The sequence below is a fragment of the Streptomyces lichenis genome (genome assembly GCF_023218175.1).
In the GTDB taxonomy this organism is placed as follows: Bacteria; Actinomycetota; Actinomycetes; order Streptomycetales; family Streptomycetaceae; genus Streptomyces; species Streptomyces lichenis.
In genome coordinates, this window is the sequence record NZ_JALPTH010000002.1 from 395,230 (window position 1) to 421,050 (window position 25,821).

Consider the following 25,821-nt stretch of genomic DNA (forward strand, 5'->3'; position numbering starts at 1 on the left):
CTACGGCCCCGGCCGGGCCGGTCTCGGCAGCGCGGTGTGCGTCGGCCAGGACTCCCGGCAAGTCCCGGGCGACAGCCGCGTAGCGGCATGCCCCCCACGCCTGGAAGCAGCAGTGCAACCGCCGTTGAAGATGCTCCACCGGTACAAGGTGGCCGATACCTACCGCGCCTTACGTTCCTCATGCATGCGACAGCAGTCGGTGACGAAAGGCGCCCATGAGGCCAACCATCGGGGTTCCACGCGTTCATGAGCTCTCGGGCGGAGGAAGGAACGGCGACGCACCCGCCTGCCGCGCCGGGAGTGAGCACCCGCTCGTCAACGCCGCAACGGGTGCGACGGTCAGCAGGGTACGAAGCGGACCATCGGCCTCACAGGGCGCTCGGTCGCGACGCGGTGTCGAGGACTGGCTTCTGGCCGCCGCGCAGGACGCCGGCCGAGCGCGGCGAGAGTGGGTGACGTACGGGGTGGCGCTGCTGCGCTGCGGCGGGAGCTTCACCGCCGTCCGCATCCCTGCCAGGTACATCCATGCCCTGGCCCGCGATGAGGACCCGGCTGCGGTCGGCCGCTTCCTCGACACCGCCCTGGAGGGCAGCCCGGTCTTCTTCCACCCGGGCGCCCGGCAGTTCTACGCGCTGACCTTCGCCGGGATGGTGACGCAATGGGCCCTGCCCGGAGCCACGGAATGCCTGGGGACGGATGCCTTCCTCGGTGTTCTCGCCCCTGTCCGCACAAAGCCGGGCCGGGGTCAGAACCCGTACTGGTCGGTCCCCCTCACCGAGCCCGGCGTGCTGTGCGGGGTGGACGCCCCCGCGGGCTTGGCCGCCTACGGCCGCGAGGCGGCGGCCCGGGGGGAGGCCGAGGGCGATGGGTGACGGCCGGCAAGGCGGGCGTCGGCCCCGGCTGCCGGCTCGCGCGGCGTCGATCGAACCGGGGTACTCGGAGACCCTGCCCCGTGAGCGGGAGACGGCGGGCATCGCGCGGGAGCTGGTCCGTGCGGCCTTGGACCGCTGGTGCCTGCCCCAGCCGGCCGACGACGCGGCCGTGGTGGTGACCGAGTTCGTGGCGAACGCCGTCGATCACGCCAAGGGCCGCACGGTCCGCGTCACCGTGACCCTTACCGGGGCGACCTGCATCCGCATCAGCGTGGTGGACGGCGTTGCGAACCTGAAATCGGCCGTGCGTCTGCATGGGCTGGATGGCTTCCCCACTCCGAGCGTGCAGGGTCTCACCATCGCTCTTGGCCACACCCCCGTCGAGACGGCGACCATCCTCGGCACCCTGCTCGGCGCCGACCCGCTGCCGTACGAGCTGGCGGAGGTTCCCGACTTCCCCGAGTCGCAGGAGGTGATGGAGCGTCTTGGCACCGCGGTGAAGGCGGTGACAAACGGGGGATTCCTGGACACGCAGCTCCATCCGTACTGCGAGCAATGCGGCCACCTGCCCAGCATCGCTCTGGGGACTCTGAAGCTCGACGTCGCTGTCCGTCTGACAGGCGCCCTGCGACAGGCGAAGCCCGGCCAACCGTGGCGGAACGAAGCGCGGCGGTCCGTTCACCCACCGAGAGAAGAGGCGTGATGGACGTATGCACGTGGACGGAGATCACTCAGCTCCGGGAGTGGCTGGACGAGCACGGCGGTGACCAGACGGAGCAGGAGCGCCGTCTGCTGCGGGTGCTCGCGATCGGCTCGGAGTTCGGCGAGGCGGCCCGGGCGGTGCACGGAGTGCTCGGCGCGAACCCGAAGCAGGGTTGCTCGCACTCGTGGTCGGACGTTCGGACGCGGTTGTGTGCGGTGATCGTTACCGCGATGGTCGCCCTGGACACGGTCAGCGGGGACGCGGCCCACGTGCTCGACGTGCACCTCGGGTCCCTCGTCGATCGGACCCCGCAGTCCTGAGCCACAGCGATCGGCGCAGGCCAGAGGCCCCGGCTGCGTGAGCGATGCGTGAGCGGACGCGCTGGCACCAGCCGTGCGGACATGGACCGCGCCGGACCATCCACGGGCCTGACCAGGCGATACGGCACCGATCGGGAGGGCCCGGGAACGACCGGCACGTCTTCGGAGACACTTTTGATCCGTTGGTTGTGGGTTCGAGTCCCACACGGCCTACCGACAGCAGGGCAGGGGAAGCCCTCTCCGCACCGCACCAGAACGCCCCCACCAGATCCTTCCGGTGGGGGCGTTCCGTCGTCTGCGGCCTGCGGGGTCCTGTCACCCTTCCCGTACCGACAGCAGCCGGCCGAAGACCACCACGTTGTCGCTGTAGTAGTGGTCGGCCTTGCTGAAGTCGCCGCCGCAGGTGATCAGCCGGAGTTCCGGTCCGGCGGTGTTGCCGTACACCTCCAGGCTGGGGAACTCCTTCTTCCCGTACTGGGCGACCTTCGTCACTCCGAAGACGGCCGTACTGCCGTCCTTCCGCTCGACCTCCACGCGCTGCCCGGTCCGCAGGCGGGCCAGGTCGAAGAAGACCGCCTTCTCCTCGTTCCAGGTGACATGGCCCGCGATCACCGCCGGACCCCTGGCTCCCGGTGCCGCGCCCCGCTCGTACCAGCCGGCCCGGTCGGGGTCGCGCGGTGTCTCCATGGCCTGCTCGCCGTCCAGTCCGAGCCGCTCCAACGGCGTGGACACCTTCAGGGTGGGGATGACCAGCCGCTCCGGTGCCGGGGCCGGTGGCGCCGGAGCGGATTCGGGGCCTCCCGCCTCGGACGGTCGCGGAGGGACCGGTACCGAGGTGGCACCGGCGCCGGGACTGCTCTGGGCCTGCGGGACCCGGGGCGGGGCGGGCTGCTGGCGGCCGACGCCGGTGGCCAGCAGCACACCCCCCACCACGAGCAGCACGCAGGCCGCGGCAAGAAGCCCGATCCGTCCCCGGCGACCGGACCGCGTCTGGGGCGCACCCATCACCGGACCGCCTCAGCGGAGGCTGTCGGCGGCCCGGCGACGCCGTACCGCCAGCGCGCCCAGAGCCCCGGCGCCCAGCACCGCGGCCGCGCCGCCGGCCAGCATGCCCGGCGCCTCGACGCCCTGCGTGCCGCCGGATCCGGTCTCCACCCCGCCCACCGGCATCGAGCCGACAGCGGCGCCCGCGAGCATCCCGCACGAGGCCGGGGCGGTGGCCTCCTGGGGCAGCTTCGGGTCCAGCTCGCTCTTGCCCTTGTTGAAGTCGTACTTCTTGTTGCCGTTGGTGTCGATGCCGTGCTGCACCACGTGCAGGTCCTTGATGTGGTCGGCGACCTTCTGCGAGACGGTGATGACCCGCTCGTAGGAGACCTTGCCGTCCTTGTCCGCCACCGGCATCCGTGTGACGTCCAGTCCGCTCTTCTTGGTGGTGTCGCCCTTGGTGGTCAGGGAGATGTTGATGTCGCCGTAGGAGGGCAGTCCCTCGGCCGTGCTGACCACGCCGTCGCTGTTCTTGTCGGCGCTCGCGTCCGGGCAGTGGAAGTCGTGCCCGTCGGTGGAGCCGTGGATGTGCTGTGCGTGCGGCTGCCCCGGCACCAGCCCGGTCGCCTCGATCTTCACGTTCAGGTCCCGGCCCTTGAGCGTCAGCATCGCGGTGCCGCTCGCCCCCGAGCCGTTCAGCTGCTCCAGGTCCACCTGGTACGACCCGTTCTCGGCCGCGGCCTGGTGGGATCCGGAGTGGCTGCCGGTGTGCGCGGCGGCCGGCATGGCGCCGGCGAGCGCGAGCGCGGCGGGCAGCGCCACCAGGGTGGTCAGACGGGCGGTGCGCTTGGCTATCACGGGAAGTCCCTTCCTCCACCGCCCCTGTTGCTTCTTGAGGCGGACATGCCGTCAGTGACACCAGTGGTTCGCACCCGGCCCTGGTCCGGATTGGTCGCCTCACCAAACTGTTCGTCTCCGGCCGTTGCCGAGGGGCTTCCGCCGTACGGGGCCGCGCTTCCGGCGTACGGGGCCGCTTCCGCTGGTACGCGCCCGCTGTACAGCCCCGCGATAAGAGATTGGGACTTACGCGGAAGATGGCGTAAGGTGGTGTTCACCGACGCGGGGTGGAGCAGCTCGGTAGCTCGCTGGGCTCATAACCCAGAGGTCGCAGGTTCAAATCCTGTCCCCGCTACTGAAACGAAGGCCCGGTGCACATGTGCACCGGGCCTTCGTCATGTCCTGCCCGGCTCGCCGGCCGCTGGGCTGTCGCCCGGTCGGCGGATGGCCGGTCGCCGGGGGGCGCGGCTCGGGTGAGCCTGGACGGGGCGCGGTAGCGGTCGCGGCCGTGGGCGGACCGGGCAGGAGACCAGCGGTGGGGCAGCGAGCGCGGCAGGACGGCACCGGCGCGGCGGTGGGTGGCGCCGCGCGGCGCTTTCTGCGGGCGGTGCCGGCGCTGATGGTCATCGGCGGTGTGCTGTACGACCAGCTGACTCCGCCGCGCTTCACCGCCGTACCGCTGTTCGCGGCCGCCCCGCTGGTCGCCGCCCCGTTCTTCACCTACCGGGCGACCCTGCTGGCCGGGATCTTCGCGGTGCTCGCCGTGCTGCTCAGCCATGTCGGCAACCGGACGATCGTCGAGGGACCCGCGCTGACCGAGGTGCTGACGGTGGTGACCGTCTCGGCGCTGGCGCTGCTCATCAACCGGGTGGTGCGGCGCAGCGGCGAGCGGCTCGCCTCGGCGCGGGAGATCGCCGAGACCGCCCAGCGGGCGGTGCTGCCGGTGCCGGCGGAGCGGATCGGCGGCCTCCAGGTGGCCGCCCGGTACGAGGCCGCGCAGGAGGACGCGTTCATCGGCGGGGATCTGTTCGCGGTGCAGGAGACCCCGTACGGGGTGCGGCTGGTGGTCGGGGACGTACGGGGCAAGGGGCTGGGCGCGGTCGAGGCGGTGGCGGTGGTGATCGGCGCGTTCCGGGAGGCGGCCGAGCAGGAGAGCTCCCTGGAGGGCGTGGCCCAGCGGCTGGAACGGGCGCTGACGCGCGAGGGCAGCCGGCGGGACGGGCTGGACGCCTTCGAGGGGTTCACCACCGCGGTGCTGGCGGAGATCCCGCGCGGCCGGGGGGCGGTGCGGATCGTCGACCGGGGGCATCCGGAGCCGCTGCTGCTCCACGCGGACGGGCGGATCGTCCGGCTCGTCCCCGCCGAGCCAGCGCTGCCGCTCGGCATGGTGGAGCTGGGCGCCTGGCCGGACCGCTCCTACGAGGTGGCCTTCCCGCCGGGGGCGACGCTGCTGTTCTACACGGACGGCCTCTCCGAGGCGCGGGATCCGCAGGGGGTGTTCTACGACCCGGTGGCCCGGCTGCGAGGGCGGATCTTCCCGGGGCCGGACGCCGTCCTCGACGCGCTCACGGACGACGTACGGCTGCACACGGCGGGCGGCGCGACCGACGATCTGGCGCTGCTGGCGGTGGCGCGCCCCGCGGTGGGGCAGCCGCCCCGGCGCCGCACCATGCCGGTGGTGCCCTGAGCCTCCCGGAGGGAGCGGGCGTACGGAGCGTGATCACCATGGCCCCGTCCGTCCCTCCCGTGACAGGGATACGGAGGGGGTGCGGCGGGTATCCGGGGGCCGGTGGGGGACACCTGCGCCGGCGAGGCCCCTGAGGGGCGGTCAAATCCACCCCGTATCAGCGCTTATGCCCAGGTCCGTCCCTCCGTCGGAGGCCGAACGATCGCACGGAGCGGCTTGGAATCCGAGCCCCGGGTCTATTAACGTTCGATAACGCAGCGCGGTCGTCCCAGCCGTCGGCAAGACGGCGCCGTGCGCGCGCCGAATTCCGCTCGGAAACCGGGGAACCACCACTTTGGGGTGAATCGGGCCGCTTGGCCCGTAGGAGACCTTCCTGCTCCGAACCCGTCAGCTAACCCGGTAGGCGCGAAGGAAGGAAAGGAGTGCGCCTTCGTGGCGTCCAACAGGCCTGCCCCCGAGACCTCTTACGGTCCGGGTGGCTCCCTTGGCATCACGGCCGCTCCGGCCGGTCCGTTCTCCCCTTCCGGCTTCCCGGGCACCGCCCCGGCAAACGACCCGTTCGGCCCGGAGGCCTCGTTCGGCCCGGAGATTTCGTCGGGCGCGGACGGCACGTTCGGCTCGGACGTCCCGGATGGCTCGTTCGAGGAGTGGAACCCCACCGAGGAGACTGTCCGCCCCGTGCGCGGCCGGCACCGGGTGGCCAAGCAGCGTGGCGGTCTGGCCCGTAGTTCCACCGTCCTCGGCGTGGGTGTCATCGCGGCGGTCGGCGCGGGCGGCATGGCCACCGCGCAGAGCAAGCCGCCGGTCTCCATCTCCCTCCCGGACGCCGTCGCCGACAAGCTCCCGGACGCCAAGTCGCTGCCCGGTATCGGCTCGCTGATATCCGGTGACGAGGAGTCGGGCGAGGGCGCGGGCGGTACGGTCGCGGCCCCGGAGACGGCGGCCCTGGCCACCACCTCCTTGGCCGGTACCGCCGACCGGAGCGGCGCCGCCGACGCCGGCGAGGCGCTGCGCGCCCGGATCCTCCAGCAGGCCGAGCAGGCCCAGGCGTCCGCCGACGCCGAGGCGCGGACCGCCGCCGAGCGGAAGGCCGCCGAACAGGCCGCCACCGAGGCCGCGAAGCAGCACGGCGCGGCGGAGAAGGCCGCCGAGGCCGAGAAGGCGAAGAAGGAAGCGGCGGCGAAGAAGGCCGCCGAGGCGAAGGCGAAGGCCGAGGCCGAGGCCAAGGCCCAGGCGGCCGCCGAGGCGGAGGCCGAGGCGGAGGAGCCCGCCCCGGCGGAGAAGCCGGCCGAGGCGGCGGGCGACTGGTCGCTGCCCACCTCCTCGTACACCATCACCTCCACCTTCGGGCAGGCCGGCTCGATGTGGTCCTCCGGCTACCACACCGGTCTCGACCTGGCTGCGCCGACCGGTACGCCCGCCAAGGCGGTCCACGGCGCCACGGTCAAGTCGGCCGGCTGGTCGGGCTCCTACGGCTACCGCATCGTGCTGGAGCTGTCGGACGGCACCGAGGTCTGGTACTGCCACCTGTCCTCGATGACGGTCGCCGCCGGGCAGCAGGTCGGCGCCGGGGAGACCATCGGCCGGGTCGGCGCCACCGGCAACGTCACCGGGCCGCATCTGCACCTGGAGGTCCACACCCCGGGCGGCCAGGGCATCGACCCGCTCTCCTGGCTGCGCGGCAAGGGCCTCACGGTCTGACGGCAGCGGCCCCCCGGCCCCCCCGCCCGCGCCCGCTCTCCTCTTCCGCGGTTCCCCCGGTTGGCGCACCCCGGGGGGAACAGCACCCTGGGGCGGAATAGCGCTCCGGCGGGGGCGCGTTCTGCCCTCCATGACCTCTCTCCGCAAGCTGGGCACGTCCGACCTGCTCGTCTTCCCGCTCGCCCTGGGCGGCAACGTCTTCGGCTGGACCGCCGACCGGGCGCAGTCCTTCGCCGTGCTCGACGCCTATACGGCGGCCGGCGGGAACTTCGTCGACACCGCCGACACCTACTCCTCCTGGGCCCCCGGCAACCGGGGCGGCGAGTCGGAGACGATCATCGGCGAGTGGCTGGCCGCCCGCGGCAACCGGGCGGACGTCCTGATCGCCACCAAGGCCGGTGCCCACCCCGACTTCAAGGGGCTGGCCCCCGCCACCCTCCGGGCGGCCGTGGAGGAGTCGCTGCGCCGGCTGGGCACCGACCACATCGACCTCTTCTACACCCACTACGACGACCCCTCCGTCCCGGTCGAGGAGTTCGTGCCGGTGCTGGACCAGCTGGTCCGGGACGGCAAGGTACGGGCGATCGCCGCCTCCAACATCTCGCCCGAGCGGCTCCGGGAGGCGCTGGACTTCTCGGCCCGCGAGGGGCTGGCCGCCTACAGCGCCCTGCAGCCGCACTACAACCTGGTCTCCCGCGACACCTACGAGGGCGGGCTGCGCGACCTCGTCGAGCGCGAGGGGCTGGCGGCCGTGCCGTACTACGCCCTGGCCTCGGGCTTCCTCACCGGCAAGTACCGGCCGGGCACCGAGGTGGACAGCGCCCGGGCGGGCGGCGCCGCCAAGCACCTGGAGTCCGACCGCGGCCGGAAGGTGCTCGCCGCGCTCGACCGGGTCGCCGAGGCCCACGGGGCGGAGCCGGCGACGGTGGCCCTGGCCTGGCTCGCCGCGCAGCCCACGGTCGCCGCGCCGATCGCCTCCGCCCGCACCGTGGAGCAGCTGCCGGCCCTGCTGGCGCTCGCCGACCTCACGCTGACCGACGAGGACCTGGCCGCGCTGACCGCCGCCTCGGACTGAGCCGCGCGGAAGACCGCCGGCGGTCAGTTGCGGTACGGGTTGTAGCCGCCCCCGTAGTTGAGGTGCGGGGGCGGTGTCCACACCCGGCCGGTGGCCTGGGCCGCGTAGGTGAGGGCGGGCCCGGCCACCTCCTTGCGCTGCCAGAGGTGGTGCAGCAGCTCCTGCTCCCGGGCGGCGAAGTCCCCGTCGGCGTTCCCCCGGCGGGCGCGGTGGCGCAGGAAGGCCAGCGAGGTGGCGAACGCCTCGTACTCCCCGACCGCCGTCGCGGCGGCCGGGCCGAAGCAGCGGGCGGCATAGGCCCGGGCCAGCTCCCGGGCGCGCATCGAGGAGAGCGCCCGGGGGACGGCCGGGGCCAGCCAGCCGGCCGCCGCGTACACCGGGAGCTCGCCGGATATCGTGCGCAGCTCGCTCTGGCGCGACCAGATCGCCAGCCAGGTCAGCAGCCCGAACACCGGCACCATGATCATCCCGTAGACCGCGAGGAAGCCCCAGGGGCCGATCGACGCCGAGCCGTTCCACAGGGCGTGCATGCCCATCGCCAGGACCAGCCCGGTGAGCGGCAGCAGCACCCGGCGGAACCGGTGGCGGCGGGCGGCGGCCGCCGCGAGGCCGAAGCCTATGCCGGTGAACACGGTGAACAGCGGGTGGGCGAACGGGGACATCACGATCCGCACGAAGAAGGTCCCGGCCGTGACGGACGCGAACCCGGCGGTGCCGATCTCCTGGTCCTCGCCGAAGGCGTTGCCCAGGTAGAGGATGTTCTCGGTGAAGGCGAAGCCGGTCGCGGAGAAGCCGGCGACCACCACCCCGTCCACGATGCCGGTGAAGTCCCGGCGGCGGAAGAGGAAGACCAGCAGCACGGCGACCGCCTTGGCGCTCTCCTCCACGATGGGCGCCACCACGGTCGCGCCGATGGTGTCCGCGGAGCCGGGGTCGGCGGTGGCGGTGGCTATCCAGCGGGTGGCGAAGGTGTTCGCCACGATGGCGACCAGGGTCGCCGCGCAGGCGCCCCAGGCGAACGCGAAGAGCAGGTTCCGCCAGGGGCAGGGCTCGACCCGGTCCAGCCAGCGGAAGGCGGCCAGCAGCAGCGGCACCGGCAGCAGCGCCAGGCCGAGGCCGACCAGGAAGCCCTGGGTGCCGGTCTGCTCCCGGACCAGCGCGAGGATCACCAGTCCGCACAGGGCGAGGACGAGGGCCAGCGCGACCGCCCGCACCAGCTTGCTGCGCCACAGGGCCCGGCGCGGCTTGTACCGCCAGCGGGCGCGCTCCGGCACCGCGGCGAACGCCGGCTCCGGTTCGTAGGCCGGGACCGGCGGCTGCTGCGGGAGGTGCGGGCTGGGGTGCACGGACGAGTGGGACACGCGATCGACCCTAGCGACCGCCACTGACACCCTGCGACGAGTGTGCTACCGGCATAACGGGAATCACAGCCTCCGTCTAAGCGGACGGGACCCGGGTGAACAGCAGGTCGTGCACCGGATGCCCCTTGTCCAGCCCCTGCCCCTCGAAGCGGGTGAGCGGCCGGAACGCGGGACGGGGCGCGTAGCCGCCGTCCGGCTGGGTGTTGGCGAAGCCGGGGTGCGCGGTCAGCACCTCCAGCATCTGCTCGGCGTACGGCTCCCAGTCCGTGGCGCAGTGCAGCACGGCCCCCGGCCGCATCCGGCTCGCGGCCAGCGACAGGAACTCGGGCTGGATCAGCCGCCGCTTGTGGTGCCGCTTCTTGGGCCAGGGGTCGGGGAAGTACACCCGCATCCCGTCGAGGGCGTCCTCGGGGAGCATCTCGCGCAGCAGGATGATGGCGTCACCGTTGGCCACCCGGACGTTGGTCAGCCCGGCGCGGTCGGCGAGCCCGAGCAGATTGCCCTGGCCGGGGGTGTGGACGTCCACCGCCAGGATGCCGGTGGACGGGTCGTCCGCGGCCATCCGGGCGGTCGCCTCACCCATGCCGAAGCCGATCTCCAGGACGACCGGAAGCCCGTCGAACAGGGCGCCCAGGTCGAGCCGCCGCTGCCCGTCGATGTCCAGCCCCCAGGTGCCCCACAGCCTGGTCAGGGCGTCCGCCTGCCCTGGGGTGACGCGGCTGCGGCGCGGCTGGAAGCTGCGGATGCGCCGCTCGAAGTGGGACCCGGCGGGGTCGGGCGCGGGGCCCTCCGGGAAGCGGGGCTCCCCCTTGGGGCGGCGGTGCACGGCGGTATCAGGGAACTCAGACACAATGCCCCGATTCTACGGGCCCGCCGCCGGAGACGGATGGGGCCGGGGACGGTCGCCGGCCGGGGCCGCCGGGCGGTCCAGGTGGAGCAGGGCGCGGCGGGCCACCTCGCGGCCGATGGGGAGGGAGGCGGTGGCCGCGGGGGAGGGGGCGTTGAGCACATGGACCGTGCGGTGCGCCTCGCGCAGCAGGAAGTCGTCGGCCAGCGTCCCGTCCCGCAGCACCGCCTGCGCCCGCACGCCCGCCGGGGCGGGGCGCAGATCGGCCTCCGCCACCTCGGGCAGCAGTCGGCGCACCGCCTCGGTGAAGGCGCGCTTGGACAGCGAGCGGTGCAGCTCCCCCGCCCCGTACCGCCAGTGGCGGCGGGCTGTCCGCCAGGAGCCCGGCCAGACCAGCGTGGCGGCCAGCTCCCGGGGGCGCACCACCGACCAGTCGTACCCCTCGCGGCCGAGCGCGGGCACCGCGTTGGGCCCGACGTGCACCCCGCCGTCGACACCCCGGGTCAGATGCACCCCGAGGAAGGGGAACGCCGGGTCGGGCACCGGGTAGACCAGCCCGCGCACCAGCCCGGGCCGCGCCAGCGCGTAGTACTCGCCCCGGAACGGCACGATCCGCATCCCCGGGTCGTCCCCGGCCAGCCGGGCCACCCGGTCGCAGTGCAGCCCCGCGCAGTTCACCAGCACCCGGCCGCGCACCACCGCCCCGGCCGTGGTGCGCACGGCCACCCCCCAGGGCCGCCGGTCCACCGCGGCCACCTCGGCCCCGTACCGCACCTCCGCGCCGCACGCGCCGGCCGACTCCGCCAGCTGCGCCGCCACCGCCCCGTAGTCGCAGATCCCGGTCGAGCCCACATGGATGCCGGCCAGCCCGCGCACCCGCGGCTCGTACTCGGCGATCTGCGCCGGGCCCAGCTCCCGCACCGGGATGCCGTTCTCCCGGCCGCGCTGCACCAGGGCGTGCAGCCGGGGCAGTTCGGCGCGCCCGGTGGCGACGATCAGCTTGCCCGTCACCTCGTGCGGCAGCCCGTACTCCGCGCAGAACTTCACCATCTCCGCCGCGCCCCGCACCGCGTACCGCGCCTTCAGGGAGCCGGGGCGGTAGTAGATCCCGCTGTGGATCACCCCGCTGTTCCGCCCGGTCTGGTGGCGGGCCGGGCCGCCCTCCTTCTCCAGGACCACCACCCGGGTGCCCGGGGCGGCCCGGGTGAGGGCATAGGCGGTCGACAGCCCGACGATCCCGCCACCGATCACGAGCACGTCGCAGTCGAAACCCCGACCGCCCTGGCTGCCGTACGCGGACACCTGTGCCACCTCCCACCCCAGATAGTGCACTGGCCCACTGACAACCGCCCTAAACCGCTTCCGCCCCGCGACCTCGCCCCCACCCCGGGGGAGGCGGCTCAGGCCGTCGTCATCAGCAGCGGCCGGGCCCGCTCGCGCAGCTCGGCCACCCGGGGCTCGTCCCCGTACGGCTCCAGCCGGTGCAGCAGGTCCCGTACGTACTCGGTGGTCCGCGCCGAGGAGATCCGGTTGGCCACCTCCACCGCCCGCACCCCCGCCGCGCAGGCCGCGTCCAGGTTGCCCGACTCCAGCTCGGCGACCGCGCTCACCACCAGCCGCAGCCCGTGCGAGCGCACGAACTCCTCGGTCGGCCGGGACAGCGCCTGCTCGGTGAAGCGCCGCACCTGCCGGGGCAGCTTGAGGTCCCGGTAGCACTCGGCCGCGTCCGCCGCGAACCGGTCGTAGGAGTAGAAGCCCAGCCAGGACGGGTCGGCGTCGCCCTCCCGGGAGCGCTCCAGCCAGCCCTCCGCCGCCCGCAGCGCCGCCCCCGCCGCCGCCGAGTCGCCCGCCTTGGCGTGCGCCCGGGCCTCCACCAGCCGGAAGAACGACAGCGTCCGGGCCGTGGCCAGGCCCCGGTTCCGCTCCACCGCCGCCTGGGCCAGGTCCACTCCCTCGTCCGCGAAGCCCCGGTAGGTGGCCTGGAGCGACATCGACGCGAGGACGTACCCGCCGAGCGGCACGTCCGCGGCGGCCCGGGCCAGCCGCAGCGCCTGGATGTAGTAGCGCTGGGCGGCCTCCTGCTGCCCGGTGTCGAACGCCATCCAGCCCGCCAGCCGGGTCAGCTCGGCGGTCGCCCCGAACAGCGCGCGGCCGACCTCGTCGGAGTACGAGCCGAGCAGCAGCGGGGCCGCGTCCACCCGCAGGCACTCCGGCACCATCGAGGAGCGCCAGTCGCCGCCCCCGTACTTGGAGTCCCAGCGCCGGGCGTCCTCCGCGGCCTCCCGCAGCTTCGCCACATCGCTGTGCCCCACCCGGGTGAAGCCGCTCTCCTCCAGCGCGCAGGGCTCCCCGGCGGGCTCGGCCTCCGCATCCGGCCCGCTCTCCGCGGCGGGCGGCGGACTCGGGCGTTCCACCGAGGAGTCGGCCGGCGTTATCAGCCAGCGGGAGACCGGGGTGGCGTACGCGCTGACCGCGAACGACCCGGCCAGCGACTGCCAGATGCCCCCCGCGCCGCCGCGCCGCCCGGCCAGGTCCAGCCGGTAGAGGTCGGTCGCCGACTTCACCGCCTCGCCGATGTCCCGGGGGAAGGCGAGCCCCACCTCGGGCGCCGGGTCGGCGTCGGCCAGCCCGATCTCGTGCAGCGGGACCGGCCGCCCCAGCTTCTGCCCGATGGCGGCGGCGATCAGATGCGGCGCGGCGCCCTGCGGGACCATGCCCTTGGAGACCCACCGGGCCACCGACGTCTTGTCGTACCGGAGGGTCAACCCGCGCTGCGCGCCCAGGTCGTTGACCCGCCGGGCGAGTCCGGCGTTGCTGATACCCGCGAGGGCGAGAACGGTGCCGAGCTTCTCGTTCGGCCCGCGTTGGTCCCTGGACATGCGACGCCACCCCTCGACCACATGCGGCCGCCGCGACGCCAGGCATAGGCGCGCGGCATTCGTAAACCCAGCGTAGTTCGCCGCATGCCGACCGTTAAGGGTTGGTGTTCCGTATGGCGAGATTGTTGTGCGTACGGGTGGATGGATCCGGGCGCGTCCCGGGGCGGCCGCGTTCCGCGGGGCGTGACGGGGGGTGCGGGGAGTGCGGGGCCACCGGTACGGCCCGGGTGTACGGGCCACCGGTACGGCTCACGGGTACGGCGGCGGCGCGCCCGCGACGTGGACGCGCCCCGGCCGAAGCCGCCGCCCGGCGCCGGCCGGGGGCTGGTCGGAGCGCCGGCGGGCGTGCTCCCGGTGTGTGGCCGTGCGCCCGCCCGTGCGCTCTGCCGGGTGGGTCGGCCGGGCGGCTTCCATGGGTGTCGCGTGGGTCGGCCCGCCGTTCTGGAAGCGGTGGGCTGGGGGATACCGCCGCCTCATTCCCCGCGGGCGGCGGAGCGGTCCGGGGGGCGGACACCACGCCTCCCGGGCTGGTCCCGGGCCGGCTCCGCGCCCTGGGCCGGCCCTGGTCCGGTGCCGGGAGCCAGACCCGTCCGCCACCCGTGCCCACCACCCCGCCGACGCGGAATCGAGGTGCCGACCAGGCCGGAGACCAGCAGAGCGGCAGATCGGCGACCGCGCCGTGCCCGGTGGCCGAGCGCGCCGCGTCCGTGCCCGGCGCCCGGGCCGCGTCCGGGTCCCGGCCGCCCGGCCGCACCCGCGTACGGAACACGTGCGGGGAGCGCTCCGCTACGGCACTCGCGTACGTAATTGGCCGAAACCGATCGGTCATGCCCTGCCGCGGTGTGCCCCGGAACGTCCGGTTCCGCCGCTGCCCGCCCCTCCCACGGGCCGTCACCCGGCCCATGCCAGGGGCGTGTTCCCGTTTGGCGGGGCGCGCCCGGCACCCACCCCTGCGCGGCCTTGTCGTGGCAGCATGTCTCCAGCACTCCCGGCATATGAGCCGGGTTGTCCACAGCCTGTGGAGGCGGGGTCGGAGGCGGCTGATGCGGTGGCTGGTCGGATGGAGCAGTATCGCCGCGCGGTTCGGCACGGCCGGAGCGGTGGGCTCCCCCTCCACCGGCAGCCTGCTCGACGAGGAGCACCGCACCGTGCAGCCGGTCGGCGCCCAGCTCCTCTGGGGCGACCCCGACCCGCTCTGGGCGGTCGGCGACTGGCGCCCCGACGAGGTGCGGGTGGTCAGCACCGACCCCTTCACCCGCCTCGCGGTCCTCGGCTGCTGCGCCGCCTCCGACGAGGAGCTGCGGGTCGGGCTGTTCGCCGCGCGCGGCGGCGCCATGCGCCACCTCACCGCCTGGGCCGGCAGCTACACCGCGGTCGCCCAGGTGGGCCGCCGCATCATCGTCGCCGGCGACCTGGCCGGCGCCCGCCCCGTCTTCCACACCCCGTGGGCCAACGGCACCGCCTACGCCACCGCCGCGCTGCCGCTCGCCGACCTGATCGAGGCCCAGCTCGACATCGGGCACCTGGCCGCCCAACTCGCCTGCCCCGAGCCGCCCGAGGGGCTGCGCGACTCCACCCCGTACATCGGCGTCAAGCGGGTGCCGCCCGGGCACGCGCTGGTGCTGCGGGAGGGCTCCCGCGAGATCCTCGGCTACGAGCAGGTCTCCTCGCTCGCGGTCGCCGTCCCCGAGGCCGACCCGGAGCGGGCGGTGGACGCCGTCCGGGAGGCGCTGGTCAACGCGGTACGGGCCCGGCTCACCGCCCCCCGGCACGCCCCCGAGATGCCGCCGCCGGACCCCGGCCCGGTGCCCGGCATGGGCCCCGCCGACCGCCGGGCCGCCCGCGGGGCGCCCGCCCCCGGCATCGGAGCCGACCTCTCCGGGGGCAGCGCCTCCGGCACCCTCGCCCTGCTCGCGGCCGGGCTGCCCGGGGTGCCCGGCACCATCGCCGGCGCCGGGACCGGGGCGGGCGAACGGCTGCTCGCCGTCACCTTCAACGACCTGGCCACCGGCGGCCGGGAGGCCGAGCTCGAACGGGCCCGCGCCCTGGCCGACAACCCCCGGCTGCACCATGTGGTGGTCGCCGCGGCCGAGGAGGCGCTGCCCTACGCCGGGCTCGACGGCCCGCTGACCGACGAGCCGGGCCCCTCCCTGGTCAGCGCCGAACGGCACCGCCGCCGGCTGGCCGCGGGCAGCGCCGACCACTTCACCGGCCAGGGCGCCCGCCAGGTGCTGGACGCCCATCCGGCCCGGCTGGCCGACCTGCTGATGGACCGCCGGCGCCGCCATCTGATCCGCCCGGTCACCGCGCTGGCCAAGGCGAGCGGGCCGAACGCGGGCGCGCTGCTGGTGCCGCTCACCGTCTACCGGGCGGCCCGCCGGCTGGCCCGCACCCCCTACCGGGCCGGGCTGGAGTCGGCCGCCGCCCGGCTGCTGGAGGCGGGCCGCGACCCGGGCGCGGTCGGCGGGCCGCTGGACGCCTCGCTGGCCGCGCTCGCCTGGGCGAGACCCGGCCCGGCCGCCCGCTGGCTGACCGGTGAAGCACTCGCTGAAGTATCGGTTCGTCTCCAGCAGGCGGCGACCCGGCCCACCTCCGTGCAGCGCCCCGGCGAGGCCCGCGCCCGGGCCGCGCTCGCCCGCTACGCGGCCGACCACCGAGTCCTCGAACAGGCCGCCGAGATCCGCAGCCAGCGGCTGCACGCCCCGTTCCTGGACAACCAGGTCGTCCGCGCCTGCCGCGAACTGCCCGAGTCGCTGCGGGTCCAGCCCGGCGCCCGCGCCGCGATCCTGCGCTCGGTCCTCGCCGGGGCCGGCATCCACGACCTGCCGCCCGGCTGGGGCGCCACCAGCCACACCGCCACCGCCACCGCCGGCCGCGCCGGTCTGCGGGCCGCGCTGCCGCAGCTGATGGCCCTCTTCGACGCCCCGCTGCTCGCCGACGCCGGACTGATCGAGGCCCGGGTGGTCCGCAAGGCTCTGCGGGCCGCCACCGACGGCGAACCGGTGCCGCTGGACGGCCTCGCCGACCTGGTCTCCACCGAGCTGTGGCTGCACCGGCTGCTGGCCCGCCGCGGCACCTGCTGGACCGGCTCGGCCGCCCCCCGCCGCCGCGCGGTCGCCGCGGGCGTCCCCTCCCGCCCCTCCCTCCGCTCCTGACCCGCTTTCTGTCGCTCAGGAGCAGGTCAGCCGGGCCCGGGCCCAGTCGGCCGGGGCGACCGTGCCGAGCGGACGCCCGAGGTCCGGTTCGGTGACCAGCCGGACCGACCGCCGTCCGCCGATCGCCGCCCGCACCGGTACGGCCGGGTCCCCGCCGCGCAGCAGCGGGGAACTCCACAGCCGCTCCCCGTCCCCGTAGAGCGAGAACCGCACCGCGCCCAGCCCGAAGGCCAGGTCGTCCACCCCCACCAGCGCGTCGAAGGAGACGCAACTCCGGTTGAGGTCGATGGTGACCGAGGAGCGGGCGTACACGGTGATTCCGTACGCGTACGGGGTGGAGCCGATCGACAACCCCCACCGCCGCCACACCCAGTTGCCCGGGTCGAACCGCAGCTCCGGCCCGCTGCCGTCCCCGGTCAGGCTGTCCGCCAGCCGGTCCACCCGCAGCACCGCCGGCGGGGTCGGCTTCGGCTGGGGAGGCACGGACGGGGGCGGTACGGAACGGGTGGGCGACGGCGACGGTACGACCGGGGGGCGCCGGGTCGGCGAGGGCGACGGCCGGGCGGGCTCCGGGGCGCTCGGCCGGGGCGCGACCCGGGAGGGGGCCGGTGCGGGTGACGCGGGGGCCGCACGCCGGCTCGTCGGCTCGGCGGGGCGTACGGGGGGCGGGGCGGGTTCGCTCGGCGGCGGCTCGCTCGGCTCCGGCGGGGGCGGCGCCGGTACGACCGGCTCGGCGGCCGGAGGCTTGGCGTCGGCCGAGGGCGGGGGCGCGGGCTCCGACCCGCCGGACAGCGCCCAGACGGCCCCGGCCACCGCGGCCACCGCCGCGGCGATCGCCAGCCCCGCCTTCACGGGCGCGGCCAGCCCCTCACCCACCGCCCCGGTGCCCCCGGCCGTCCCGGCTCCCGCTCCGGCCCCTCCCGCTCCGGCGCCCGAGACGGCGGCGGCTCCCGCGCCCGCGGCTCCGGCCGCCCCGGCACCTCCGGCGACGGCGCCCAGCGCCTTGACCGAGAAGCCCGCGGCGAACCAGCCGATCACCGCCACCGGCACCACCGCCGGGATACCCGAGTTGACCTGCTCCAGCTCGCCGACCGCCAGCCGGCAGGCCGCGCACTCGGCGAGATGGGCGCGCAGCCCCCGCTCGGCCCGCGACCGCAGACCGCCCCGGGCATACGCCCCCAGCCGGTCGGCGTACCGCGCGCAGTCGCCGCCCTCGGTGAGGGCGCTGCTCACATGGGCCTGGAGGTACGCCTGCTTCAGCCCCTCCCGGGCCCGGCTGGCCAGCACCGCGGTGGCGTTGGCGGTCAGCCCGAACAGCGGGGCCACCTCGCTCGGTGACTCCTCCTCCACCGCGGTGTGCCAGAGCACCGCCTGCCAGCGCTCCGGCAGCGAGCGGAACGCCCGTACCGCCAGGGACCGCTCGGCCTCCCGCATGGCCCGCACATCCGCGCCCGGCTCCACCACGGCGGTCCCCGGCACCGGGGCGCTGGCGGCGGCCTGTGCGGCGAACACCGCGAAGTCCTCGACCAGTTGCTCCCGCCGCGAGGTCCGCGCCCAGTCGGCGGCCACCCGGCGCACGGTCGTCAGCAGATAGGCCCGCACGGCATGGTGCGGACCGGCTCCGCCGCGCACCGCGTGCAGGGTGCGGGTGAAGACCTCGGCCGTCAGGTCGTCCGCGGTGTCCGCGTCCCGGCAGCAGGTGCCCGCGTACCGCCGTACCGCCGCCGCGTGGCGCCGGAACAGCTCCTCGTACGCCGTGCCGTCGCCCTCCCGCATCCGGCGGACCAGCTCCACGTCCGCCGGCGGCAGCTCCCGGGGCGGCGGCAGCACCGAACCGCCCTGCTCCGGCACCCGGGGCCCGTGCTCGTCGTCCCGGGGGCCGCCGAGGCGCCCGCGATCCTCACCGCTCACGCCGCAGGCTCCCGTACCGCTGTCGAGATGGGAACATCCGGCAAGCGTTCCACACCGCCCCGCCCCCGTCCGGCGGACGGACCACCATCACTCGTCCGAGTGCACCTCTCGCACTCCCGCCCGACGGCACGTCAGACGCTGTGGCGGGTGGGAGCCGGGGCGATGCCGCGGGTGGCGACTCGGAGGGGGACTCGGGCGGTGGGGCGGGGGTGGCTCAGGCGGTGCGGCGGGCGGAGAGGCGGGGGTGGCTCAGGCGGTGGCGCGGGCGGCGACCTCCCGACGGGAGCACCGCCCCACCACCATCACCACCGTCCTCAGCGGGAGCGCAGTCCCTCCAGCAGGATGTCCAGCAGCCGGGCCGAGGCCGCGCTCTCCTGGGCGGCGTCCGGCAGCGAGGGCGCACCCGTGGCGATGACCAGCAGGACGTCCGACACCGTCACATCGCCGCGCAGCTCACCGGCGTCCCTGGCGCGGTCCACCAGCTGGCCCACGACCTCCAGCAGCTCCGCCACCCCGGGGCCGTCCGCCGGCTCGGACACCGGTATCGCGCGGGTCTCCGCGCCCGGTAGCCCCTCCGCCAGGCCCGCGGCACCCCGCTGCTGCGGCACTCGCACCGCCTCGCCCTCGATCGGCCCGGTCACCGCGGCCCGCTCGTCCGCCGCGTCGACCCGCAGCGCCTGCGGAGGCAGCAGCCGTCCCGCACCCGAGGCGACCGAGGTGCGCAGGAACCGCGCCAGCGCCGACCACGGCTGCTCCTCCTGGCCCAGCGCGGCACGGGCCTGCGCGGTGAGCCGGGCGGTCTCCTCCTCGGCTATCCGGCGCACCAGCACGTCCTTGCTGGGGAAGCGCCGGTACACCGTGCCGACGCCCACCCGGGCCCGGCGCGCCACGTCCTCCATCGGCGCCCCGTAGCCCAGCTCGCCGAAGACCTCGCGGGCGGCCCGCAGCACATGCTCCAGATTCCGCTGGGCGTCCACCCGCAGCGGTGCCGCGCGCCCGCCGGAGCCGGCCGGCCCCGAGCCGGGAGCCGTGAGCCCCGCCGCCGCGATCCCCGCCGCGGACGGGCCGTCCACCGGCCCCGGCCCGCCCAGCGCGCCGGTCCGGGCGGTCAGGCCCGCCGCCGCGTAGGCCGCCGACGGCGTGGCGGCGGTCGTCATCCCATAAGCCTGCGTATCCATATGTGTTCCCCCGGTAGTCATACGTCTCCCCCCCCGGAGACGCCCCCTGTCCGACAGCCGAGGACCCTTGTCCGACCCGCTCAGGTCATGCGTGGTCACCCGGCTCCCCGACGGACTACGAACATAGTTGAGTCGGAGTCAATTCAGAAGGGGCCGTTCCTACCGGTGCGCCCCCCGATCGGCGCAACGGGCGGTACCCGCCGGTTTGAACCCCTGCGAACCACCCGCCACGCCCCCTCTGACCTGCGACTCGACACCTCACCCCACCCACCGGCTCGAACACCCGCTCCGGCGTGCTCCGGTCATACGAATGGTCGAGCCTGTGGACAAACGCGCAAGCGCGTTGCCTCATGGGAGGGTGACCGAACCTGTGCGCATTCTCGTTGTCGGCGGTGGCTACGTCGGGATGTACACCGCCCTGCACCTCCAGCGGCTGCTCAAGAACGAGCTCAGAACCGGCGCCGCCGAGGTCACGGTGGTCACACCCGACCCTTATATGACCTATCAGCCCTTCCTCCCCGAGGCGGCCGCCGGCAACATCTCGCCACGCCATGTGGTGGTGCCGCTGCGCCGGGTCCTGGACCGCTGCCGGATCGTCATCGGCGAGGTGCGCTCCCTGGACCACGCCAAGCGGAGCGCGGCCGTCACCACCCTCGCCACCGGCGAGGAGGGCACCGGCCCCCAGTACCTCGACTACGACGAGCTGGTCATCGCGCCCGGCTCGATCTCCCGCACCCTCCCCGTGCCCGGCCTCGCCGACTTCGGCATCGGCTTCAAGACCGTCGAGGAGGCCATCGGGCTGCGCAACCATGTCATCGAGCAGATGGACATCGCCTCCTCCACCCGCGACCCCGCCATCCGCGACGCCGCCCTGACCTTCGTCTTCGTCGGCGGCGGCTACGCCGGGGTGGAGGCGCTCGCCGAGCTGGAGGACATGGCCCGCTACACCTCGCGCTACTACCACAACATCAAGCCCGAGGACCTGAAGTGGGTGCTGGTGGAGGCCACCGGCCGCATCCTCCCCGAGGTCGGCGAGGACATGGGCGTCTACGCCGTACGGGAGCTGCGCGCCCGGAACATCGACGTCCGCCTGGACACCCGGCTGGAGTCCTGCGAGGACCGGGTCGCCGTGCTGAGTGACGGCAGCCGCTTCCCCACCCGCACCCTGGTGTGGACCGCCGGCGTCAAGCCCGCCCCCGTGCTGGCCGCCAGCGACCTGCCCCGCAACGAACGCGGCCGCCTGAAGTGCACCCCGTACCTCACCATCGAGGGCCTGGAGCACGCCTGGGCCGCCGGGGACGCCGCCGCCGTACCCGACAGGACGGCAAAGGAACCGGGCAGGGAGTGCGCCCCCAACGCCCAGCACGCGGTGCGCCAGACCAAGGTGCTCGCCGAGAACCTCACCGCCTCGCTGCGCGGGCAGCCGCTCAAGGAGTACGCCCACAAGTACGCGGGCTCCGTCGCCTCGCTCGGCCTGCACAAGGGCGTCGCCCATGTCTACGGGCGCAAGCTCAAGGGGTATCCGGCCTGGTTCATGCACCGGGCGTACCACCTCAGCCGGGTCCCCACCTTCAACCGCAAGGCCCGGGTGCTGGCCGAGTGGACGCTCTCCGGGCTGTTCAAGCGGGAGATCGTCTCGCTGGGCTCCCTGGAGCACCCGCGCGCCGAGTTCGAACTCGCCGCCGGACCGAAGCCGCCCGAACCCAAGGACGAGGCCTACCGCGGCGGAACCGCCGACGGCGCTCCGAAGTCCGACTGAGACAGGCGTGGGGACGGGCTCGGGCCCGTCCCCACCGGTCAACGCCGGTCAACGCCGCCACCCCTGTCAGTGCGCTCGGTCACACTGGACGTGTGACCATAGGTGGGCTCACACCTGCACAGAGTGACTCGACACGGCACCGACACCACGAGGCATACAGATCCGTGAACTTCACGCGTTGGAGCGCCCGGCTCCCCGGTACGCAGCGCCGCGCCGCGGCGCGCGGCACCGACCCCGGGACCCCGTCGGCGTCACGCGGGGACGGGGTCCCCGCCGCCCGGGGCGAAGCCGGCGGGGGACAGGGTGAGACCGCCCGCCAGACCCCGGACCACCAGGAGCCCGACCACCCGGAGCCCGGCCACCCCGGGTCCGGACGCCCCGCTCCCGGACCGTCGGCGGCGGACCCCCGGGAGGCCGCCACCCCGGCGGACGGTTCCCGCCCGGCCCTGGCCCCGGACCTGGAGCGCCCCACCGACGACGCCCCCGCGCTGGAGGACTTCCCGGTACGCGAGATCCTCGGCCGCCTCCCGGGCCTGGTCGCCCTCACCTACGGCACCCAGCACCGCGTGGCCTACGTCAACGACGCCTACGCCGCCGCCTTCGGGCCGCGCCGGGCCGGCACCGCCGTCGCCGCCGGCTGCCCCGAGCTCGCCGAACTCGGCCTGCTGCCGCTGATGGACCAGGTGCTGCGCAGCGGCAAGCCCCGCACCGTCAAGTCCCGCCGCACCCAGGCCGGCGGCTCCTACACCGTCACCTGCCTCCCCGTGGAGACCCACGCCGGCACCGGCCCCGACGGCAGCGCCCCCGACGGCAGCGGCCCGGGGAACGGCGGTGCCGCCGGCGCCGGGGTGCTGGTGCACGCCACCGATGTCACCGACCACGCCGAGGCCGTCGAGCGGCTGCGCGCCAGCGAGCGCCGCCATCGCGAGACCGCCGTCACCCTCCAGCGCTCCCTGCTGCCCCAGGAACTGGAGCAGCCCGACGACCTGCGGGTCGCCGCCACCTACCAGCCCGGTGTCACCGACGCGGCCGTCGGCGGCGACTGGTACGACGTGATCACCCTCGGCGCGGGCCGCACCGCCCTGGTCATCGGCGATGTGATGGGGCGCGGAGTGCGCGCCGCCGCCGTCATGGGCCAGCTCCGCACCGCCGTACGGGCCTACGCCCGCCTCGACCTCCCGCCGCACGAGGTGCTCCAGCTCCTCGACGGGCTCGCCGCCGAGATCGACGCCAGCCAGATCGCCACCTGCGTCTACGCGGTCCACGACCCCAACGAGGGCCGGCTGGTCTACGCCTCCGCCGGGCACCTCCCGATCCTGGTACGGGACGAGGACGGCACCGTCCGCCGCGCCTCCGACCCGACCGGCCCGCCCCTGGGCACCGGTGGCTGGCTGCACTCCTCCGGGTCCATCGCCCTGCCACCCGGATCCACCGCCGTGCTCTACACCGACGGGCTCGTCGAACGCCGCCGCGAGGACATCGACGAGGGCGTCTCCGCCCTGGAGCGCGCCCTCACCGGCGCCACCGGCAGCCCCCAGGTGGTGTGCGACCGGCTGCTGCGCTCCCTCGGTGTCACCGCCGAACACGACGACGACGTCGCCGTGCTGGTCCTCCAGCACCCCGCCCGCGAGGGCGCCGACGCCGAGCTCTTCCACAACGCCGCGCTGGACCTGCTCGGCGGCGTCGAGGCCGCACCGCGTGCCCGTGCCTTCGCCTCCGGTGTGCTGTCCAGCTGGCGGTTCCCCGTCGAGCTGCGCGACCTGGGCGTGCTGGCCACCAGCGAACTGGTCGGCAACTCCCTCCAGCACGGCACCCCGCCCATGCGGCTGCGGCTGCGCCGCACCGACAGGCGCCTGATCATCGAGGTCACCGACGGCGACGACCACCTGCCGCGCCGCCGCCGTGCCGAAACGGAGGACGAGGCGGGTCGCGGCATCTCGATCATCGCCACGATCGCCTCGTCCTGGGGCAGCCGCCGCACTCCCGGCGGCGGCAAGGCCGTCTGGTGCGAGTTCGCCCTGCCCGACCGCCCGGCCGGCTGACGGCCTCAGACCCGCGCCTCGGCCACCTGCCCGCTGCCTCGAACCGGCTCGCTGTCCCGCGCCGACTCGCTCTCCGGGGCCGACTCCTCCCCCGGGGTGTGGCGGGCCACCACCCGGGACTTCACCAGCGCCAGCTGCGGGTGGTTCTGCGCCAGGGTGAGCTTCCCGCCCAGCCGCAGCGACAGCACCGTGATGCCCAGCGAGAACAGCACGAACGTCAGGATGTACGGGCCGTGCAGCGCCGCGCCCATGGGGCCGCCGACCGCCGGGCCGACCGCCAGCGCCAGCTGCTTGACCAGCGCGAAGGCCGAGTTGTACTGCCCGACCATCGACTCCGGGGCCAGATCGGCCACCAGCGGCGCCACGGTCGGCGACAGCATCGCCTCGCCCAGCCCGAACAGCGCGTAGGTGCCGACGAAGGCCGCCGTCGCCATCGCCTGGCTGACCTGCCCCAGCCCCGCGACCCCGGCGAACAGCCACGCCACGGTCCAGATCAGACCCACCAGCGCGATCACCCGGGTCCGGCGGCTCCGCTCCACGAACCGCAGGACGACGAACTGCGCCACCACGATCACGGCCGTGTTCGCGGCCAGCGCCACACCCAGGGTCGACGGGGCGAGACCCGCCGCCTCGGTGCCGTACGCGGCGAGACCCGACTCGAACTGCCCGTAGCAGGCGAAGAACAGCACGAAGCCCAGCACACAGAGCTGCACCATCGCCCGGTGCGACAGCAGCGCCCGCATCCCGCCGCGCGCCTTGGCCTCCGCGTTCTCCGGCCGGGCGTCGGCTATGGAGGGGGTGTGGGGCATCCGCACCGTGGCGGCTATCGCGGCCAGCACCAGGAACATCACGGCCTCGATGGAGAACAGCAGCAGGAAGCTGCCGGGCCGGTCCTCGTCCACCAGCTGCCCGCCGATCAGACCGCCGATGCCCAGGCCCAGGTTCTGCAGGAAGAACTGCGTCGCGAACGCCCGGGTCCTGGTCGCGGTGGTCGAGCACCACACGATCATGGTCGCCAGCGCCGGCTGCATCACCGCCGTACCGGAACCCAGCAGCACCGCGGAGAGCACCACCGCGGGCACGGTGGCGGACAGCCCCAGCCCCAGCGCACCCGCCGCCGCCAGCAGAGCCGCGACCACCAGCACCGGCACGGGCCCGCGCCGGTCGATGGCCCGCCCGGTGAAGGGCAGCACCACCAGCGCGGCCATCGCGAAGACCGCCAGCACGGCCCCCGCCGTCCCGGCACCCAGCTCCCGCACCTGGGCCACGTACACATACAGATAGGGAACGGTGAACCCGAGCCCGAACGCGCTCAGCACGTTCCCCGCCTGGATCCGGCGCATCGCCGCGCCCATCGCCTTGAACACACTCACCTGTTTCTACGTCTGTCCTACGTCTGTCAGCGTCCACACGCTTCGAAGCTTGAGGGCTCGACCCTCAAGACTTCAATTCTAAAGTTCGATGCTTAACTGTACACATCGAAGGACTTCAACGCCAATCCCTTCCGTGCCATACTCCGGGCATGTCCGACACGCAGGAACCGAGCCTCGACGAGCAGATCGCCGCCTACCAGCGCGAGTTCCGCGACCTCGACCCGCAGGTGGAGCAGGTGGTCTCCGCCCTCGGCCGGCTGAACCGGCGGATGAGCGTGGCCTACGGCCGCCAGGTCGCCGAGCTGGGCATCAGCAACAGCGAGTGGGAGGTCCTCAAGCACCTCGTGCTCGCCGGCGCCCCCTACCGCCTCGGTCCGGGCGAGCTGGCCAAGCGGCTCGGCCTGACCCCGGCCGCGATGACCCACCGGATCGACCGGATGGCCGCCGACGGTCTGGTCACCCGCGACCGCGACGAGAGCAACCGGGTGCGGGTCATCGTCGAGATCACCGACGAGGGGCGTGCGAAGTGGCTGGAGGCCATGCGGATGGCCACCTCCTTCGAGGAGGAGCTCCTCCAGGACCTCAGCCCCGCCGAACGCGGCCTCCTCGGTGAGCTGCTGATCCGCGTCCTGCGCCGGGTGGAGCACGCCCAGCCGGACGCCGGCGGCCGGCTCAAGGGCCTCGACTGACCCCGTGGGGCTCGGCTCGGACCGATCCCAAGCCCCCTCACCGGCGGGGCTTGACACCCCCACCCCCGATCCGTAAAGTTCTTCGGGTTGCCACGCGGACATCAGCTCGCATCGGCAGCCATCCCGCCGCAACAGCGGCACTCCAACTCAGCACGATCTCCCGAAGTGGAGCGAATTTCGGCATGCCGGAATTCGGTTCGAAAGCTCGATTATGAGCGGCCCGGGAAATCAGCTAGAGTCGGAAACGCCGGAAGGGCCGCAGGGCCCGGATGGCAATCCCACTCCGACTGGGAATCAGGCCCGAAAGGATCTGATAGAGTCGGAACCGCCGGAAAGGGAAAAGCGCGAAAGCGCCGGAACGGACCGGAAAAGCCCGCTCCAGCGGGTGGCGGAAACGGAAAACGGATCTGCTAAGCTGGAAACACGAAGTACCGAAGGGAAGCGCCCA

Annotated in this window: 19 protein-coding genes, 1 tRNA gene and 1 riboswitch; of the genes, 11 read left to right on the forward strand and 9 right to left on the reverse strand. The window is 74.4% G+C overall.

The window, feature by feature from the left end:
- The first annotated feature begins 452 nt into the window (after positions 1-452).
- The 3 genes from M1O15_RS03540 to M1O15_RS03550 are packed head-to-tail and all read left to right on the forward strand — an operon-like array spanning position 453 to position 1,895.
- A complete protein-coding gene (locus M1O15_RS03540) occupies positions 453-872 on the forward strand; it encodes a hypothetical protein (RefSeq protein WP_248631661.1) in 420 nt (139 codons plus the stop codon).
- Complete coding sequence (locus M1O15_RS03545) at positions 865-1,575, forward strand: ATP-binding protein (protein ID WP_248631662.1); 711 nt, start codon at positions 865-867, stop codon at positions 1,573-1,575. Before M1O15_RS03540 ends, M1O15_RS03545 begins: the two co-directional genes overlap by 8 nt.
- Entirely contained in the window at positions 1,575-1,895 is a 321-nt protein-coding gene (locus M1O15_RS03550) for a MazG-like family protein (protein ID WP_248631663.1), read from the forward strand. The genes M1O15_RS03545 and M1O15_RS03550 overlap by 1 nt, the downstream gene beginning before the upstream one ends.
- 315 nt (positions 1,896-2,210) lie before the next feature.
- On the opposite strand, the gene M1O15_RS03555 is transcribed toward M1O15_RS03550, so the two are convergent.
- Positions 2,211-2,837 (reverse strand): class F sortase, encoded by a 627-nt coding sequence (locus M1O15_RS03555; protein WP_308282202.1) that lies wholly within the window; start codon positions 2,835-2,837, stop codon positions 2,211-2,213.
- 75 nt (positions 2,838-2,912) lie between these two features.
- On the reverse strand, positions 2,913-3,737 hold the full coding sequence (locus M1O15_RS03560; protein ID WP_248631665.1) for a GVDTG sorting domain-containing protein: 825 nt from the start codon (positions 3,735-3,737) through the stop codon (positions 2,913-2,915).
- A gap of 260 nt (positions 3,738-3,997) precedes the next feature.
- Between M1O15_RS03560 and M1O15_RS03565 the strand changes: the two genes are divergently transcribed.
- The 4 genes from M1O15_RS03565 (at position 3,998) to M1O15_RS03580 (ending at position 8,179) form a co-directional block, all read left to right on the forward strand.
- Positions 3,998-4,071 (forward strand) — tRNA-Met (locus tag M1O15_RS03565).
- A 180-nt stretch (positions 4,072-4,251) separates the two neighbouring features.
- Positions 4,252-5,403: a PP2C family protein-serine/threonine phosphatase gene (locus M1O15_RS03570; protein WP_248631666.1), complete on the forward strand. Its 1,152-nt coding sequence runs from the start codon at positions 4,252-4,254 to the stop codon at positions 5,401-5,403.
- A 288-nt stretch (positions 5,404-5,691) separates the two neighbouring features.
- A riboswitch (cyclic di-AMP (ydaO/yuaA leader) is annotated at positions 5,692-5,823 on the forward strand.
- 168 nt (positions 5,824-5,991) lie between these two features.
- Positions 5,992-7,104, forward strand: coding sequence for a M23 family metallopeptidase (locus M1O15_RS03575; RefSeq protein WP_248631706.1), 1,113 nt, complete (start codon positions 5,992-5,994; stop codon positions 7,102-7,104).
- Positions 7,105-7,234: 130 nt separating this feature from the next.
- Positions 7,235-8,179: an aldo/keto reductase gene (locus tag M1O15_RS03580; protein WP_248631667.1), complete on the forward strand. Its 945-nt coding sequence runs from the start codon at positions 7,235-7,237 to the stop codon at positions 8,177-8,179.
- A gap of 23 nt (positions 8,180-8,202) precedes the next feature.
- Here M1O15_RS03580 and M1O15_RS03585 read toward each other — a convergent pair whose 3' ends face one another.
- From M1O15_RS03585 to M1O15_RS03600, 4 genes are all read right to left on the reverse strand, one after another.
- Positions 8,203-9,540, reverse strand: coding sequence for a PrsW family intramembrane metalloprotease (locus M1O15_RS03585; RefSeq protein WP_248631668.1), 1,338 nt, complete (start codon positions 9,538-9,540; stop codon positions 8,203-8,205).
- Between the two features lie 76 nt (positions 9,541-9,616).
- Positions 9,617-10,390 (reverse strand): tRNA (guanosine(46)-N7)-methyltransferase TrmB, encoded by a 774-nt coding sequence (trmB, locus tag M1O15_RS03590; protein WP_248631669.1) that lies wholly within the window; start codon positions 10,388-10,390, stop codon positions 9,617-9,619.
- 12 nt (positions 10,391-10,402) lie between these two features.
- Positions 10,403-11,689 carry an L-2-hydroxyglutarate dehydrogenase gene (gene lhgD / locus M1O15_RS03595; RefSeq protein ID WP_248631670.1) on the reverse strand — a complete coding sequence of 429 codons (1,287 nt, stop codon included), beginning with the start codon at positions 11,687-11,689 and terminating at the stop codon, positions 10,403-10,405.
- A 98-nt stretch (positions 11,690-11,787) separates the two neighbouring features.
- Complete coding sequence (locus tag M1O15_RS03600) at positions 11,788-13,266, reverse strand: NsdA family TPR-like regulatory protein (RefSeq protein ID WP_248631671.1); 1,479 nt, start codon at positions 13,264-13,266, stop codon at positions 11,788-11,790.
- 1,043 nt (positions 13,267-14,309) lie between these two features.
- Between M1O15_RS03600 and M1O15_RS03605 the strand changes: the two genes are divergently transcribed.
- Positions 14,310-16,421 (forward strand): asparagine synthase-related protein, encoded by a 2,112-nt coding sequence (locus M1O15_RS03605; RefSeq protein ID WP_248631672.1) that lies wholly within the window; start codon positions 14,310-14,312, stop codon positions 16,419-16,421.
- A gap of 15 nt (positions 16,422-16,436) precedes the next feature.
- Here M1O15_RS03605 and M1O15_RS03610 read toward each other — a convergent pair whose 3' ends face one another.
- Entirely contained in the window at positions 16,437-18,332 is a 1,896-nt protein-coding gene (locus tag M1O15_RS03610) for a sigma-70 family RNA polymerase sigma factor (protein WP_248631673.1), read from the reverse strand.
- A gap of 314 nt (positions 18,333-18,646) precedes the next feature.
- Positions 18,647-19,489, reverse strand: coding sequence for a TetR/AcrR family transcriptional regulator (locus M1O15_RS03615; protein ID WP_248631674.1), 843 nt, complete (start codon positions 19,487-19,489; stop codon positions 18,647-18,649).
- 331 nt (positions 19,490-19,820) lie between these two features.
- On the opposite strand from M1O15_RS03615, the gene M1O15_RS03620 reads away from it, so the two are divergent.
- On the forward strand, positions 19,821-21,269 hold the full coding sequence (locus M1O15_RS03620; RefSeq protein ID WP_282576178.1) for an NAD(P)/FAD-dependent oxidoreductase: 1,449 nt from the start codon (positions 19,821-19,823) through the stop codon (positions 21,267-21,269).
- 164 nt (positions 21,270-21,433) lie between these two features.
- Positions 21,434-23,311, forward strand: coding sequence for an ATP-binding SpoIIE family protein phosphatase (locus M1O15_RS03625; protein ID WP_248631675.1), 1,878 nt, complete (start codon positions 21,434-21,436; stop codon positions 23,309-23,311).
- A gap of 5 nt (positions 23,312-23,316) precedes the next feature.
- Here the strand turns inward: M1O15_RS03625 and M1O15_RS03630 are convergent, their stop codons facing one another.
- Positions 23,317-24,666 carry an MFS transporter gene (locus tag M1O15_RS03630; RefSeq protein ID WP_248631708.1) on the reverse strand — a complete coding sequence of 450 codons (1,350 nt, stop codon included), beginning with the start codon at positions 24,664-24,666 and terminating at the stop codon, positions 23,317-23,319.
- A gap of 167 nt (positions 24,667-24,833) precedes the next feature.
- Between M1O15_RS03630 and M1O15_RS03635 the strand changes: the two genes are divergently transcribed.
- Entirely contained in the window at positions 24,834-25,373 is a 540-nt protein-coding gene (locus M1O15_RS03635) for a MarR family winged helix-turn-helix transcriptional regulator (protein WP_248631676.1), read from the forward strand.
- Positions 25,374-25,821 lie beyond the last annotated feature (448 nt).